This is a genomic window from Duganella sacchari (assembly GCF_900143065.1).
Lineage (GTDB): Bacteria > Pseudomonadota > Gammaproteobacteria > Burkholderiales > Burkholderiaceae_D > Rugamonas > Rugamonas sacchari.
Genome location: NZ_FRCX01000001.1, coordinates 708,161 through 722,846 on the forward strand (window position 1 = coordinate 708,161; position 14,686 = coordinate 722,846).

The 14,686-nt window shown below is 63.1% G+C and carries 13 protein-coding genes; 11 read left to right on the forward strand and 2 right to left on the reverse strand.

Going from position 1 to position 14,686, the window contains the following annotated elements:
• The first annotated feature begins 45 nt into the window (after positions 1-45).
• The gene (locus BUA36_RS03345; protein ID WP_072781307.1) at positions 46-939 is read left to right on the forward strand and encodes a LysR family transcriptional regulator; all 894 of its coding nucleotides are present in this window, start codon (positions 46-48) and stop codon (positions 937-939) included.
• Between the two features lie 27 nt (positions 940-966).
• On the opposite strand, the gene eda is transcribed toward BUA36_RS03345, so the two are convergent.
• Both eda and edd read right to left on the reverse strand, forming a co-directional pair.
• Positions 967-1,593 (reverse strand): bifunctional 4-hydroxy-2-oxoglutarate aldolase/2-dehydro-3-deoxy-phosphogluconate aldolase, encoded by a 627-nt coding sequence (eda, locus tag BUA36_RS03350; protein WP_072781309.1) that lies wholly within the window; start codon positions 1,591-1,593, stop codon positions 967-969.
• A 3-nt stretch (positions 1,594-1,596) separates the two neighbouring features.
• Positions 1,597-3,519: a phosphogluconate dehydratase gene (edd, locus tag BUA36_RS03355; RefSeq protein WP_072781310.1), complete on the reverse strand. Its 1,923-nt coding sequence runs from the start codon at positions 3,517-3,519 to the stop codon at positions 1,597-1,599.
• Positions 3,520-3,731: 212 nt separating this feature from the next.
• Here edd and pgi point away from each other — a divergent pair, with 212 nt between their 5' ends.
• From pgi to BUA36_RS03405, 10 genes are all read left to right on the forward strand, one after another.
• The gene (gene pgi, locus BUA36_RS03360) at positions 3,732-5,384 is read left to right on the forward strand and encodes a glucose-6-phosphate isomerase (RefSeq protein WP_072781312.1); all 1,653 of its coding nucleotides are present in this window, start codon (positions 3,732-3,734) and stop codon (positions 5,382-5,384) included.
• On the forward strand, positions 5,381-6,280 hold the full coding sequence (locus tag BUA36_RS03365) for an SMP-30/gluconolactonase/LRE family protein (RefSeq protein WP_072781314.1): 900 nt from the start codon (positions 5,381-5,383) through the stop codon (positions 6,278-6,280). The genes pgi and BUA36_RS03365 overlap by 4 nt, the downstream gene beginning before the upstream one ends.
• Positions 6,281-6,458: 178 nt before the next feature.
• A complete protein-coding gene (zwf, locus tag BUA36_RS03370; protein ID WP_072781316.1) occupies positions 6,459-7,931 on the forward strand; it encodes a glucose-6-phosphate dehydrogenase in 1,473 nt (490 codons plus the stop codon).
• Positions 7,932-7,937: 6 nt separating this feature from the next.
• Positions 7,938-8,792, forward strand: a complete 855-nt coding sequence (locus BUA36_RS03375) for an SIS domain-containing protein (RefSeq protein WP_072781318.1) — start codon at positions 7,938-7,940, stop codon at positions 8,790-8,792.
• A gap of 111 nt (positions 8,793-8,903) precedes the next feature.
• Positions 8,904-9,533 carry a hypothetical protein gene (locus tag BUA36_RS03380; protein ID WP_072781319.1) on the forward strand — a complete coding sequence of 210 codons (630 nt, stop codon included), beginning with the start codon at positions 8,904-8,906 and terminating at the stop codon, positions 9,531-9,533.
• A gap of 115 nt (positions 9,534-9,648) precedes the next feature.
• Positions 9,649-11,070 (forward strand): ATPase domain-containing protein, encoded by a 1,422-nt coding sequence (locus BUA36_RS03385; RefSeq protein ID WP_072781321.1) that lies wholly within the window; start codon positions 9,649-9,651, stop codon positions 11,068-11,070.
• 7 nt (positions 11,071-11,077) lie between these two features.
• A complete protein-coding gene (locus BUA36_RS03390; protein WP_072781323.1) occupies positions 11,078-11,464 on the forward strand; it encodes a response regulator in 387 nt (128 codons plus the stop codon).
• Positions 11,465-11,496: 32 nt separating this feature from the next.
• Positions 11,497-12,360, forward strand: a complete 864-nt coding sequence (locus BUA36_RS03395) for an EamA family transporter (protein WP_072781324.1) — start codon at positions 11,497-11,499, stop codon at positions 12,358-12,360.
• Between the two features lie 71 nt (positions 12,361-12,431).
• Positions 12,432-13,367 carry a transaldolase gene (tal, locus tag BUA36_RS03400; protein ID WP_072781326.1) on the forward strand — a complete coding sequence of 312 codons (936 nt, stop codon included), beginning with the start codon at positions 12,432-12,434 and terminating at the stop codon, positions 13,365-13,367.
• Positions 13,368-13,511: 144 nt separating this feature from the next.
• Positions 13,512-14,684 (forward strand): efflux RND transporter periplasmic adaptor subunit, encoded by a 1,173-nt coding sequence (locus tag BUA36_RS03405; RefSeq protein ID WP_072781328.1) that lies wholly within the window; start codon positions 13,512-13,514, stop codon positions 14,682-14,684.
• Positions 14,685-14,686 lie beyond the last annotated feature (2 nt).

The window sequence follows — 14,686 nt, forward strand, 5'->3', positions numbered from 1 at the left end:
CATCAGGTATAGTAGAAATGAATTCCCGATATCCCAGCTATAGACATGAATAATCTCAGGCGACTGGACCTCAACCTGCTGGTGACGCTCGACGTACTGCTGGCCGAGCACAACGTCACGCGCGCGGCGGAGCGGCTGAACTTTTCGCAGCCGTCGATCAGCGTTCACCTGGCCAAGCTGCGCGATATTTTCGGCGACCCACTACTGCTGCCAGGGCCGCGCGGCATGCGCCCCACCGCGCGTGCGGAAGCATTGCGCGAACCGCTGAAGCAGGCACTCGAAGCACTGGGCCGCGCCGTCTCGCCCGCCGCCGCATTTGATCCTGCGCGCGCGGACAATACCTGGCGCGTCGCCGCCACCGACTACGGCGAATCCACCATCGTACTGCCCGCGATGGCCAGCCTGCGCGCCGCCGCGCCAGGCACGCGGCTGGCTGTGATGGAACTGGCGCCGAACCATATCGCACGCCAGGCCGAGCAAGGCGTCATCGACCTCGCCTTCCACATCACCGAAGAGGCGCCGCCGGGCATGCGTCACCGGCTGTTGTTTGAAGAGCGCTATGTGCTTGCGGGCCGCGCCGGCCATCCGCGTTTGAAGCGCAAGCCGACGCTCAAACAGTTGTGCGAACTGGAACACGTCATCGTCTCGCCGGACGGCGGCGGTTTCAGCGGCATCACCGACACCGTGCTGGCGCAGGCCGGCCTGACGCGCCGCGTCGTGCTCTCCGTGCCCCATTTCCTGTTCGTGATCTCGGCACTGACCAGCACCGATCTGGTGGCCATGCTGCCCGAGCGCCTGGTACGCGGTAACACTGCGCTGCGTACCGTGGAAGCGCCAGTCGCGCTGCCCGGCTACGAAATGGCCATGCTATGGCACGAGCGCGTCCACCGCGACCCCGCCCACCAATGGCTGCGCGAGCACATTGGCGCGAGCCTATGAAAAACGGCGCCGAAGCGCCGTTGTCGTTTAAGCCCGCAGGCTGCTCGCCAGTCTGGCGATTTCGGTGATCTTGTCCCACTCGCCAGCGGCGATCAGGTCTTTCGGCGTCAGCCAGGAACCGCCGACGCAGGCCACGTTCTTCAGTTTCAGGAACTGCGGCGCGGTTTCTTGCGAAATGCCGCCGGTCGGGCAGAAGGTGACGTCCGGCAGCGGACCGCCAATCCCGTTCAACATGCCAACGCCGCCCGCCGGCACGGCCGGGAACAGTTTCAGCTGCTTGAAGCCATGCTCGCGCGCCACCATCACTTCCGATGGCGTCATCACGCCTGGCAGCAGCGGCAGGCCGCTGCTCTTGGCGGCGGCGATCAGCGCCGGGGTCAGGCCGGGCGACACGCCAAACACGGCGCCCGCATCACGTGCGGCGGCAAATTCTTCCGGCTGCGTCAGGGTGCCGACGCCGACGATGGCGCCTTCCACTTCGCTCATGGCCTTGATCGCGCCCAGGCCGTGTTTGGTGCGCAGGGTTACTTCCAGCACGCGGATGCCGCCAGCCACCAGCGCTTTCGCCAGCGGTACGGCGTGTTCAGGTTCGTCAATCGCGATCACCGGGATCACGGCCGAAGTACGCATAATGTCGAGCAGAGTCATGGTCATGATTTAAACTTCTTTCTTCGTCGAGAAATCTTCATCGGAACCCGGCACGGTATTGCCTACCGGGTCTTTGTCATGCAGGCCTACCGTGGTAGGAATCGGCGATGGCAGCGGGAAGGTGGTCGCGCCCTTCTCTGCTTCGCAGACGCTGGCGCGGAACATGGCGAACAGCTCGCGGCCCATGCCCACGTGATTCGGCGACATGTCCGCATGCGCCATCGAACGCGCATGCCACACGGCGGAATCCACCAGCGCTTCCAGCGTGCCGGTTTCAGCGCAGACCTTGAGGATGTCGCCATCGCGCACCAGGCCCAGCGGACCGCCCGCCAGGATTTCCGGCGACACGTGAATCGCCGCCGGCACCTTGCCCGATGCGCCGGACATGCGGCCATCGGTCACCAGCGCCACCTTGCGGCCTGCGTCCTGCAGGTTGGCCAGCGCTGGCGTCAACGCGTGCAGTTCCGGCATGCCATTGGCACGCGGACCCTGGAAGCGGATCACGGCGACAAAGTCGCGGTCCAGCTGGCCGGCCTTGTACGCATCCATGAAGTCTTCCTGCGAGTTGAACACCAGCGCCGGCGCTTCCACCGTGCGGTGCTGCGGCTTCACGGCCGACACCTTCATCACGGCGCGGCCCAGGTTACCCTGCACCAGCACCATGCCGCCGTCCGGTGAGAATGGGTTATCCGCCTTGCGCAGCACTTTGTCGTCGCCCGATTCAACTGGTGAATCCTTGAACACCACGCCCTTGTCGCCCTCGCCCAGGAACGGCTCGGCGCAGTGCTTGCGCAGACCTTTGCCCAGGATGGTGGTAACGTCGTCGTGCAGCAGGCCGATATCCAGCAGCTCGCGGATGACAAAACCGGTACCGCCTGCGGCGTGGAAGTGGTTCACGTCCGCTTCGCCGTTCGGGTAGATGCGGCACAGCAGCGGCACCACTTTCGACAGCTCGTCGAAGTCGTTCCAGTCGATTACGATGCCGGCCGCTTTTGCAATCGCCACCAGGTGCAGCGTGTGATTGGTGGAACCACCGGTGGTCAGCAGCGCGACAATCGCGTTGACGATGGATTTTTCATCGACCACATGGCCGACCGGGATGTATTCGCTGCCCTGGTCCGTAATCACTGCGGCGCGTTGCGCGGCAGCCTTGGTCAGTTCATCGCGCAGCGGCGTGTTCGGCGTAATGAAGGCGGCGCCCGGCAGGTGCAGGCCCATGACTTCCATCAGCATCTGGTTGGAGTTGGCGGTGCCGTAGAAAGTACAGGTGCCGGCGCTGTGGTAGGACTGCGATTCGCCTTCCAGCAGCTCGGCGCGGCCAACTTTACCTTGTGCGTACAGCTGGCGGATCTTGGCTTTTTCCGAATTCGACAGGCCGGTGGTCATCGGGCCGGCCGGCACAAACACGGCTGGCAGGTGACCGAAGTGCAGCGCGCCGATCAGCAGCCCAGGGACGATCTTGTCGCATACGCCCAGGTACAGCGCGGCGTCGAACATATTGTGCGACAGCGCCACTGCAGCCGACATCGCAATCGCGTCGCGCGAGAACAGCGACAGTTCCATGCCCGGCTGGCCCTGGGTAACGCCGTCACACATGGCCGGCGTGCCGCCCGCAAACTGCGCCACCGCGCCCACTTCGCGCACGGCTTGCTTGATGATCTCAGGATAACGCTCGAACGGCTGGTGCGCCGACAGCATGTCGTTGTAGGCCGAAACAATCGCCACCGATGGCTTTTTGATTTCCTTCAGCACCAGCTTGTCGTTGACCGGGAAGGCGGCAAAGCCGTGCGCCAGGTTGGTACACGCCAGGGTGCCGCGCTGCGGGCCTTTGACGCGGGCCGCTTCGAGGTGCGCCAGATACGCGCCGCGCGATGGTTTGCTGCGCTGAATAATGCGATTGGTGACAGTTTCCAGGACTGGATGCAACGCCATGATCGTTCCTTATGTATGGATTCCGTGAAATTTTACTACAAAAATACAAATCGCACCGGCTTTTATTGGACGGGCTGGCCTACGCTGGCGGTCATCGCATGGTCCCACTACCCCTCTGAAACGCAGAAATATTCAGCGCACGTCATCAAACCGTAGTGAATTTACCTGATTTTCCTGTATTATTTCGCCATCCCCTCCCTACTGACAAGATTATGCGCCAGCCTGCACTTACTTCGACCGCCAGTTTCCAAGCCCTCGCATCCCATGCTGTCAACGCCAAAACCTGGCAAATGCGCCAGCTGTTTGCCGCCAACCCACAACGCTTTCCCGAGTTGACGGTCGATGCGGCCGGTCTGTTCCTGGACTATTCCAAGAATCGCCTGGATGCCACCACCGTCGGCCTGCTGCTGGATCTGGCCCGCGAACGCGGCGTCGAACGTCAGCGCGACGCCATGCTCGGCGGCGAGAAGATTAATCTTACCGAACATCGCGCCGTACTGCACACAGCGTTGCGTATGCCGCGCGGCAAAGCCCTGATAGTGGACGGCCAGGACGTCAACGCCGACGTGCATGCGGTGCTGGACCACATCAAGGACTTCACCGACCGCGTACGCAACGGCCAGTGGCTGGGCTATACCGGCAAGCCGATCAAGGATGTGGTCAATGTCGGCATCGGCGGTTCGGACCTGGGACCGAAAATGGCGGTACTGGCACTGCGCTCGTACGCCCATCCGCGCCTGAAAATGCATTTCGTCTCCAATGTGGACGGCCACGATATGGACGCCGCGCTGGCGCAGGTGAATCCGGAAACCACGCTGTTCATCATCGCCTCCAAGACCTTCACCACGGCAGAAACCATGCTGAATGCGGGCACTGCACGCACCTGGTTCCTGCAGAACGGCGGCACACAGGACAACCTGGCCAGGCACTTTGTCGCCGTCTCCACCAACACCAAGGCGGTCGCGGACTTCGGCATCGATACCGCCAACATGTTCCCGTTCTGGGACTGGGTCGGCGGCCGTTACTCGGTATGGTCGGCAATCGGTCTGTCGGTCGCGCTGGCGGTGGGCTTTGGCTACTTCAGCGACTTCCTGGCTGGCGCCCACGCCATGGATGAACACTTCCGCGAGGCGCCGCTGGAGCAGAACATGCCGGTGCTGCTGGCCATGGTCGGTTTCTGGAACCGCCAGTTCCTCGACGCCAGCTCGCTGTCGATCGCGCCTTACCATCAGGACCTGAACCGCTTCCCGGCCTATTTGCAGCAGCTGGACATGGAATCCAACGGCAAGCGCATCACACGCGGCGGCGCGGCAGTCGATACGCCAACCTGCCCGGTGGTGTGGGGCGAGTGCGGCACCAATGCGCAGCACGCGTACTTCCAGCTGCTGCACCAGGGTACCGATGTGACGCCGATCGACTTCATCGCCGCGCTGCGCGCCACCCACGACCTGGCAGGCCATCACGATGCACTGCTGGCCAACTGCTTCGCACAGTCGGAAGCCTTCATGACCGGCAAGACCGCCGACGAAGTGCGCGCCGACCTGGCTGGCGCACAACTGAGCGCCGAAGAAATCGAAGCGCTGGTACCGCACAAGACCTTCCCGGGCAACCGTCCGTCCAACACCATCCTGATGGACCAGCTGACGCCAGCTGCGCTGGGCGCACTGATCGCACTGTACGAACACAAGACCTTTGTACAGGGCGTGATCTGGGACGTGAACAGCTTTGACCAGTGGGGCGTTGAACTGGGCAAGGTCCTGGCCAAAAACATCCAGTCCGAGCTGACTGGCGAGGTCAAGCCGGAACGTCACGACAGTTCGACCAATGGCCTGATCATGATGGCGAAAGCGGCGCAACACATATGAGCACTTCCGACATCAAGGTAGCTTACGACGCGGTGATGCAAACGGGCGAATGCCCGCTGTGGCATCCACAGGAACAGGCGCTGTACTGGGTGGATATTCCCGCCTTCACCGTACACCGCCTCGATCCGGCCAGCGGCGCACACCGTGCCTGGAAGCTGGCCAGCGAGCCAGCCACGCTGGGCATCAGCGACCAGGGCGGCCTGATTGTCGCCCTGCGCAGCGGCTTTGCACACCTGGACACCAGCAGCGATGAAGTGAAAATGACGGAGATCGCAGCGGCGCCGTACGACCAGGCCATCACGCGCTTCAACGATGGCCATGTCGATCCGGCGGGCCGCTTCTGGGTCGGCACGATTTACGAGCCGCGCGACAAGCCGGCGGCGGAAATGTATGTGCTGGAAAAAGGCGCGCTGCGCAAGGTGTGGTCGGGCGGCATGACCAACTCGAATGGTTCGGGTTTCAGCCCGGACCAGAAGACCATGTACCACGCCGACACCGCTGCGCACCGCGTGACAAGGCTGGACTACGACGTCGCCACCGGCACCGTCGCAAATCAGCGCCTGCTGCACCAGTTCTCGATGGACAAGGAAAACAACTACGGCGGTCGTCCCGACGGCGCAGCCGTGGACAGCGAGGGTAACTACTGGGTGGCGATGTTTGAAGGCGCGCGTATTGCCAAGCTGTCGCCGGAAGGCGTGCTGCTGGGCGAAATCACGCTGCCGGTGCGCTGTCCGACCATGCCGGCGTTTGGTGGTCCGGATCTCAAGACCCTGTATGTGACCAGCGCCGGCGCCCGTCCGGCGCCGGAACTGGCGCAGTATCCGCTCAGCGGCAAGCTGCTGGCGATTCCGATGGATGTCGCCGGCCGCGCCGAGCCCACTTACCGCAGCGCTTAACCCGCACTACGGCAAGCAGCAAGCAACGGCTGGCCAGCTTATAATCCACCTACATCACCCCATAGGGCAATGTAGTAAAATTTCTTGCAAACCACCCTTATAAGTAGTAAATTTACACCGGCTGCCGCGCCTGCGCGCGGCGATTCCTTCTGCACTTTCTTGCGACGATTTTCATACTATGGCTCTTTCCGATTTTGATCTGGTTCTGTTTGGCGGCAGCGGCGATCTGGCGATGCGCAAATTGCTGCCCGCGATGTACGCGCGTGACGTCGCCAATGACTTGCCGCCGACTGCCCGCATTATCTGCGTCGGCCGCGCAGACGCCAGCCAGGAAGAATTCCTGCAAACCGTCGAGACCACGTCCAAACCGCTGATCAAGTCGCCCGCCGTGGCGCCGGCAGCGTGGGCGCGCTTTACCGCGCGTATCGTCTACGTGTCGCTCAACGCGACCGACTCCGGCAGCTACAAGTCGCTGGTGGACGCGCTGCGCAAGGAAGAGAACATCACCAAGGTCTACTACCTGGCGACGCCGCCAGCCATCTTCGCGCAGATTTGCGAGAACCTGAAAGAGAACGGCCTGGTCACGCCAAACTCGCGCGTGGTACTGGAAAAACCGCTGGGCCGCGACCTGGCCTCGGCCAAGCAGATCAACGCCGAAGTCGGCAAGGTATTCGAGGAATCGCAGATCTACCGTATCGACCATTACCTGGGCAAGGAGACCGTACAGAATCTGCTGGCCCTGCGCTTTGGTAACATCCTGTTCGAGCCGCTGTGGCGCCGCGAGTGGATCTCCGACGTGCAGATCACCATTGCCGAGAAGCTGGGCGTGGGCAACCGCATGGGCTACTACGACACCTCGGGCGCGCTGCGCGACATGCTGCAGAACCACCTGCTGCAACTGCTGTGTATCGTCGCCATGGAACCGCCGACCTCGATCGCGCCGGATGCCGTGCGTGACGCCAAGCTGCAGGTGCTGCGCTCGCTGAAAAAATTCACGCCGACCACGCTGGCGCAGAACATCGTGCGCGGCCAGTACCGCGCCGGCCATGTCGACGGCAAGGCCGTGCCAAGCTACCGCGACGAGCCGGATGCGCCGGAACACTCGCGCACCGAAACCTTCGTCGCCATGAAAGCGGAAATCGACACCTGGCGCTGGGCCGGCGTGCCGTTCTACCTGCGCACCGGTAAGCGCATGGCGGACGGTCTGGCGGAAATCGTGGTGCGCTTCAAGCAGATTCCGCACTCGATCTTTGCCCAGCCGACCAACAGCTTCCAGCCAAATTCGCTGGTGATCCGCCTGCAGCCCGACGAAGGCCTGCGCATGAACCTGATGGCGAAAACCCCGGGCGACGGCATGCGTTTGAAACAGGCGGAGCTGGAACTGGACTTCCGCGAGCAGTTCAAGACGCCGCGCATGGAAGCCTACGAGCGCCTGCTCCTCGACGTGCTGCGCGGCCAGCTGACCCTGTTCATGCGCGGCGACGAGCTGGAAGCCGCATGGGAATGGGTCGAACCTATCCTCGACAACTGGGAGTCGGACGACAGCTATCCTATCCCTTACGCCGCCGGCACCTGGGGTCCTGCTGCGGCATCGGCCCTGATCGGCCGCGATGGCCTGCAATGGCGCGAAGAAGCGCTACCGGAAGATTAATCACGCATGCTACTCGACTCCATCCGTACCCAACTCGACTCGCTCTCCAAATCGGAGCGCAAGGTCGCGTTGGCCGTGCTCGATCACCCGACGCAGACGGTCAACCAGAATATCACCGCGCTGGCCAAAAGCGCGCAGGTGTCCGAACCGACCGTGGTGCGTTTTTGCCGTACGCTGGGCTATGACGGCTGGCATGAGTTCAAGCTCAAGCTGGCCCAGGGCCTGGCGCTGGCCCTGCCGGGCCTGAACGAGCAGCCGACCCAGGACGACCTGGCGGCAGACCTGGTCAACAAGATCTGCAGCCGTTCGATCAACACCCTGCTGGACCTGCGCAACAACCTCGATCCGGAAGCGATCCAGAAGGCGCTGGACATCCTGTCCAAGGCCAACAAGATCGAGTTCTACGGCCAGGGCACGTCCGGCATCGTGGCAGCCGATGCGCAGCACAAGTTCTTCCGCTCCGGCGTCCCGACCGTGGCCTATGCCGATCCGCACATCCACAGTATCGCCGCTGCCCTGCTGCGCACCGGCGATGCGCTGGTAGCGATTTCCCAGCGCGGCAACAGCCCGTCGCTGGTGCGCTCGGTCAAGCTGGCGCGCCGCGGTGGCGCCGAGGTGATCGTGCTGGCGCCGTCGGGCACGCCGCTGGCGGAACTGGCCACGGTGCTGATACCGATAGACCTGATCTTCAACATCGACCCGTACACGCCAATTTCCGCGCGCCTGGCCTACCTGGTGGTGATTGACGTGCTGGCGGTCGGCCTGGCGCTGCAGCGCGGCCCCGAGTTCCGTAAAAAGATGCAAAACGCACAAAAAGCGTTGCAGGAATTCGACTTGCAATTCGACTCCTTCATCGGCTGACGCCCCTCAGTAACATTTTGCAATATCTGTCAGGTCGGGATTTACGCTCCCGGCTGTTGCCTGAGTGAACGCTCTGGCCTAGCCTGTGATGACTCACCACAGGAGGCAATCATGAGCAATGAGCATTTCGGCTTCGGTTCACACGGCAATGGCTTCAATGGCGGCGGCAACGCCACTTACAGTTTCACGCTGACCAGCGGCGCGATCACCGCCGTTGCCGTCACCGAAACCCACGGCAGCCGCAGCAGCACGCACAGCGTCGATATCGGCCCCACCACCAGCTACACGGTCGGCACCGACGGCAAGATCACCGAAACTTCGGTGGTCGGCAATGCGGTGGAAACCACGGTCTACGTTGCGGGCAGTACCGCCGGCCAGTACACCATCCAGTCCGAGACCCATACTTACATTGCGCAAGGCACGGCCACCACCCGCCTCGATGTCGAGCCTTACGACCGCGCCAAGTTCACCATCAGTACTGGCGGCGCCGTCACCGCCGTCGACCGCGTACTGCCCGACGGCAGCACCAAGTCCGTCACCATCGGCAGCAGCACCACCTACACCCAGCTGGCCGCCGGCTATGTGCTGGAAGTGCAGACCCATGGCAGCCATAGCAATTACGAGGTCTACCACGATGGCAATGGCGATGGCGTCTACACCGAAATCGCCCATGGCAGCGGCAGCACGGTGGACCTGGTGGGCCTGCAAACCCAGGTCAGCAGTATTAACGGCGCGCTCTAAGTCAATGTGCCGGTCGGTGCGCCAGCGAGCGCACCGGACTCGATATAACTTCTATAATCGTCCACAGTACGTTACAGTGTCGCTGTTGCATCACCCGTAATATTGTGACCTGGACATGAACACGACGCGCATCCCCCTGCTGCACACCGGCGTACCCGGGCTGGACCACATCCTCGGTGGCGGCTTCCCTGCGCATAGCCTGTACCTGATCGAAGGCCTGGCCGGCAGCGGCAAGACCACCCTGGCGTGCCAGATCGGCTTCCATCACGCACACCAGGGCAAGAAGGTGCTGATCCTCACGCTGATCGCCGAGACCCATAACAAGATGCTCAACCACCTGAGCAACTTCTCCTTCTTCGACGAGAGCCTGGTTGGCGACCGTATCAAGTTTCTCGGCGCCTACAGCGAGCTGCTGCGTGGCGGCCTGCGCGCGCTGCAGAAGCTGATTGCCGCCACACTGGCCGAACAGCGCCCCGACATCATGATTATTGACGGCTTCCGTACCGTGCGCGAGGCCGCGCCATCGGACATGTCGCTGTCCGAGTTCATGCTGTCGCTGAATTCGCTGGTGTCGACCATGGAGTGCACCACCTTCCTGCTGTCGCCGACCGAAGGCAATGTGGCCGACTCGGAAAACACGCTGGTCGATGGCCTCATCGAACTGAGCCAGTTTGAACGCGGCATGCAACTGATCCGCGAAATCAAGGTCTTCAAATTGCGCGGGTCCAAGCACATGCTGGGCCGACACGTGTTTGAAGTGGGCAGCGACGGCGTCGCCATCTACCCGCGCCTGGAAGCGATCAACAGCGCGGCCGGCGCCGAGCCGCCGCAGACGCCATCCCGGGTCGGCTTCGGCATCGACGGCTGGGACCTGCTGACCAATGGCGGCGTCATCAGCGGCTCCACCACCGCCCTGCTGGGCAATCCCGGCGTCGGCAAGACGCTGATGGCGCTGCACTTTATTTACGATGGCCTCAAACGCGGCGAAACCTGCCTGATCGTCGGTTTTCACGAATCGCCGACACGGTTGCTGGAAAAGGCGCGCAGCGTCGACATCGACCTGCAACCGCACCTTGACAGCGGCAAGCTGCAAGTGATCTGGAACCCACCCCTGGAAGTGCTGGTGGACGGCCTGGCGCAGCAGGTGCTGCACAATATCGAACAGCGCAAGGTCGTGCGGCTGATGGTGGATGGCATCGACGCGCTGCGCGAAATCATCCTGCACGCACACCGTACCCGCTCCTTCCTGGTGGCGCTGGTAAACGAGCTGCGGCGCCGCAATGTGACCACCTTCTTTACGCAGGAACTGCCCTACTTCGCCCATGGCACCGCCAAGCCCGAGGCGTCGGAGTCGATGCTGTTCGAGAACATCATCCTGATGCGCTATGTCGATGTGGGTGGCGTCAACCGGCGCCAGATCGGCGTGCTAAAACTGCGGGAAAGCACTTACGACGCCGCCAATCATGTCCTGCTGATTTCCAATCAGGGCATGAGCATAGAAGGACCCGCATCCTTCCAGCGCGCACAGCCGTTTTAAGGCGCCCATGAACTCGCCCCCCGCTTCCCCCGCCGGCCCGCTACTGCTGCTGGTCGATGATGAATTCGACGTGCTGAGTGCCTACAGCATGCTGTTCGAATACCACGGCTACCGCGTGCTGACGGCCAACAACGGTGCCGAGGCGCTGGCGGCGGCGGCCATCGAGCGGCCGGACCTGGTGTTATCCGACCTCATGATGCCGGTGATGGACGGTGGGCGGCTGTGCAAGGCCTGGCGCGACGATGCGCAACTACGCAACATTCCTTTCATCCTGACCAGTGCCGGCATGATCAAAGAGCCCGCGCTGCCGTATGATAGCTTTTTCAAAAAGCCGGTGCGCTTTGAAGTGCTGCTGGCCGAAATCGAGAGGCTGATCGCACCAAAGGGGGAATGATGCGCGCCACTGCCCGGACCACTGGCTAGCTGATGGACAGTTCCGTCGTCACCGTCGTCCTGTTTGCCGCGCTGCTGCATGCGACCTGGAATGCCCTGGTCAAAGCCGGCCCCGATAAATACCTGACCACGCTGCTGGTGGCCTGCGGCGCTGGCCTGGTCTCGTTGCCGCTGCTGCCGTTCATCGCGACGCCAGCACAGGACAGCTGGCCGTGGCTGATCGCCTCCGCCTGCTGCCAGGTGATTTACTACCGCTTGCTGGCCGCCACCTACCGCCACGGCGACATGAGCCAGGCCTACCCGCTGATGCGCGGCGCCGCACCGCTGCTGGTGGCGCTGGCCAGCGTGCCGCTGCTGGGCGAGCGCCTGCATCTGAGCCAGGACATCGCCGTCATGCTGATCTGCGGCGGCGTACTGACGCTGACCATCCTGCGTGGCGCCAACGCCGGCGCCGACACCGCCGCCAACCGCGGCGCGCGCCGCCGGGCAACCAGCTACGCGCTGCTCAACGCCGCCGTCATCGCCGGCTACACCATGATCGACGCCGTCGGCGTGCGCCGCTCCGGCGCGCCGGCCGCCTACACCATGTGGCTGTTCGTGTTGACCGCCGTGATGCTGCTGCTGTGTTCCACCCACCGCTGGCGCGAACTGCCCGCCTACGCCCGCACGCACCTGCGCGTGATGCTGCTGGGCGGGGTCGGTACGCTGGCGTCCTACGGCCTGGCGCTGTGGGCGATGACGCAGGCGCCGGTGGCCGCCGTCGCCGCGCTGCGCGAAACCTCGATCCTGTTTGCCGCCGCGATTGCCGCCCTGTTCCTGCGCGAGCGGCTGGCGCCCGGCCGCATCCTGGCGATTACCCTGATCGCCTGTGGCGCAATTGTCATGCGCCTCGGTTGAACTGGGCTGTTACGGGCTGGTAGGAGTAAAATAAGCGCGACTACAACTCCCTTATCAGATTGGCAGCGTTTATGAACCAACTCGAACAACTCAAGCAATACACCACCGTCGTCGCCGATACCGGCGACTTCCAGGCCATCCAGCAATACACCCCGCGCGACGCGACCACCAACCCGTCGCTGATCCTGAAAGCGGTGCAAAAAGACGAGTACAAACCGCTGCTGGAAAAAGCCGTACGCGACAACCTCGACGCCAGCACCGGCGAAGTGATCGACCACCTGCTGGTCGCTTTCGGCAAGCAGATCCTGCGCGTGATTCCTGGCCGCGTCTCGACCGAGATCGACGCCGCCCTGTCGTTCAACACTACCGCCTCGGTGGCCAAAGGCCGTGAACTGATCAAGCTGTACGAAAAGAACGGCATCGAGCGCGAGCGCGTGCTGATCAAGATGGCCTCGACCTGGGAAGGCATCCGCGCCGCCGAGATCCTGGAGAAGGAAGGCATCCACACCAATATGACGCTGCTGTTCTCGCTGCCACAGGCAATCGCCTGCGCCGAAGCGGGCGCCAAGCTGATTTCGCCCTTCGTCGGCCGCATCTACGACTGGTACAAGAAAAACACCGGCATCGAATACGAAGGCGCGGAAGACCCGGGCGTGCAGTCGGTCAAGCGCATCTACAACTACTACCGCAAGTTCGGCTACAGCACCGAAGTGATGGGCGCCAGCTTCCGCAACGTCGGCCAGATCCTGGAACTGGCGGGCTGCGACCTGCTGACCATCAGCCCCGACCTGCTGCAAAAACTGGCGGACACCAACGCCCCGGTCGAGCGCAAACTGAGTTCGGACAGCGGCAAGAGCGCCGCCATCGGCAAGATCGCCGTCGATGAAGCCACCTTCCGCTTCATGATGAACGAAGATGCAATGGCCACCGAGAAAACCGCCGAAGGCATCCGCGCCTTCGTCGCCGACACCGGCAAACTCAAGCAAATCATCTCCGGCATGCGTTAATCCTTAGCGCCGGCCGGCACAGGGCAGAAGCGCGGCGCAGGCCGTTCTTCTGCCTTTTTTGCATTTGGGACCGGTCCCAACGTGGTTTTTCTGACTGTATTACAATCTTGCATCAACTATAAAACCCACTCGCGAGACCAGTCCATGAGATCCGTTCCTCGTAGCACCGCTGTTGCCGTCGCCGTTCTCACCCTTTTGAGCGCCTGCGGCGACAAGGCGGCGCCGCCTGCCGCCCCACCGCCCGCCACCGTTGCTGTCATCACCGTCAATCCCGCCACCGTTACGCTGAGCAGCGAACTGCCGGGCCGCACGGAAGCCTCGCGCATTGCGCAGGTGCGCGCGCGTACCGCCGGCATCGTGCTGCAACGGATGTACAAGGAAGGTGGCGACGTCAAGGCCGGCGAGGTGCTGTTCCGCATCGATCCGGCGCAGTTCCAGGCCTCTTTCGACAGCGCCCAGGCAGCCGTGGCCAAGGCGGAAGCCAACCTGGCGCAGGCGGACCTCAAGGTAAAACGGTATAAACCATTGTTGGCGGCGCAGGCCGTCAGCCAGCAGGAATACGACGACGCCGTCACCGCGCAGAAGCAGGCCGCGGCCGACCTGGCCACCAGTAAAGCAGCCCGCACCAATGCCGGGCTGACACTGGGCTATGCAACCGTCACCTCGCCGATCGCCGGCCGCGTCAGCCGCGCGCTGGTGACCGAGGGCGCGCTGGTCGGCCAGGGCGAAGCAACGCCGATGGCCACCGTGCAGCAGCTGGACCCGATCTACGTCACCATCACCCAGTCCTCCACCGAGGTGCTGAAATTGAAAAGCGCGCTGGCCAGCGGCAAGCTGAAAAGCGCCGGCAAGGACCAGGCGCGCGTGACGCTGGTGACGGAAGACGGCCAGGTCTATCCGCAGGCGGGCAAGCTGCTGTTCTCGGATGTGTCGGTGGATGAGAGCACCGGCTCGGTCTCGATGCGCGCCGAATTCCCCAATCCGGACCGTATTCTGCTGCCGGGCATGTATGTGCGTGCACGGCTGGAGCAAGGCGTCAGCGATGCCGCCATCACTGTGCCGCAGCAGGCGATCGTGCGCACCAATGAAGGTTCGACGGTGCTGATCGTCGGCGCCGACAACAAGGTGGCTTCGCAGCCTGTCGTCGCCAACGCCAATGACGGCAACAACTGGGTGGTCAGCTCCGGCCTCAAAGGTGGCGAGCGCATCGTGGTTGAAGGCTTCCAGAAAGCCAAGCCTGGCGCCACCGTGAATCCGCAGCCGTGGAAAGGCCCGGCCGGCAGTGCCGCCGCGCCCGCCGCCAGCGCCGCCAAATAACC

What these genes read in the sequence shown, in the direction of transcription:
- BUA36_RS03345 (WP_072781307.1), top strand. Translation starts at nt 46, where the DNA reads ATGAATAATCTCAGGCGACTGGACCTCAACCTGCTGGTGACGCTCGAC.
- eda (WP_072781309.1), bottom strand. Translation starts at nt 1,593, where the DNA reads ATGACCATGACTCTGCTCGACATTATGCGTACTTCGGCCGTGATCCCG.
- edd (WP_072781310.1), bottom strand. Translation starts at nt 3,519, where the DNA reads ATGGCGTTGCATCCAGTCCTGGAAACTGTCACCAATCGCATTATTCAG.
- pgi (WP_072781312.1), top strand. Translation starts at nt 3,732, where the DNA reads ATGCGCCAGCCTGCACTTACTTCGACCGCCAGTTTCCAAGCCCTCGCA.
- BUA36_RS03365 (WP_072781314.1), top strand. Translation starts at nt 5,381, where the DNA reads ATGAGCACTTCCGACATCAAGGTAGCTTACGACGCGGTGATGCAAACG.
- zwf (WP_072781316.1), top strand. Translation starts at nt 6,459, where the DNA reads ATGGCTCTTTCCGATTTTGATCTGGTTCTGTTTGGCGGCAGCGGCGAT.
- BUA36_RS03375 (WP_072781318.1), top strand. Translation starts at nt 7,938, where the DNA reads ATGCTACTCGACTCCATCCGTACCCAACTCGACTCGCTCTCCAAATCG.
- BUA36_RS03380 (WP_072781319.1), top strand. Translation starts at nt 8,904, where the DNA reads ATGAGCAATGAGCATTTCGGCTTCGGTTCACACGGCAATGGCTTCAAT.
- BUA36_RS03385 (WP_072781321.1), top strand. Translation starts at nt 9,649, where the DNA reads ATGAACACGACGCGCATCCCCCTGCTGCACACCGGCGTACCCGGGCTG.
- BUA36_RS03390 (WP_072781323.1), top strand. Translation starts at nt 11,078, where the DNA reads ATGAACTCGCCCCCCGCTTCCCCCGCCGGCCCGCTACTGCTGCTGGTC.
- BUA36_RS03395 (WP_072781324.1), top strand. Translation starts at nt 11,497, where the DNA reads ATGGACAGTTCCGTCGTCACCGTCGTCCTGTTTGCCGCGCTGCTGCAT.
- tal (WP_072781326.1), top strand. Translation starts at nt 12,432, where the DNA reads ATGAACCAACTCGAACAACTCAAGCAATACACCACCGTCGTCGCCGAT.
- BUA36_RS03405 (WP_072781328.1), top strand. Translation starts at nt 13,512, where the DNA reads ATGAGATCCGTTCCTCGTAGCACCGCTGTTGCCGTCGCCGTTCTCACC.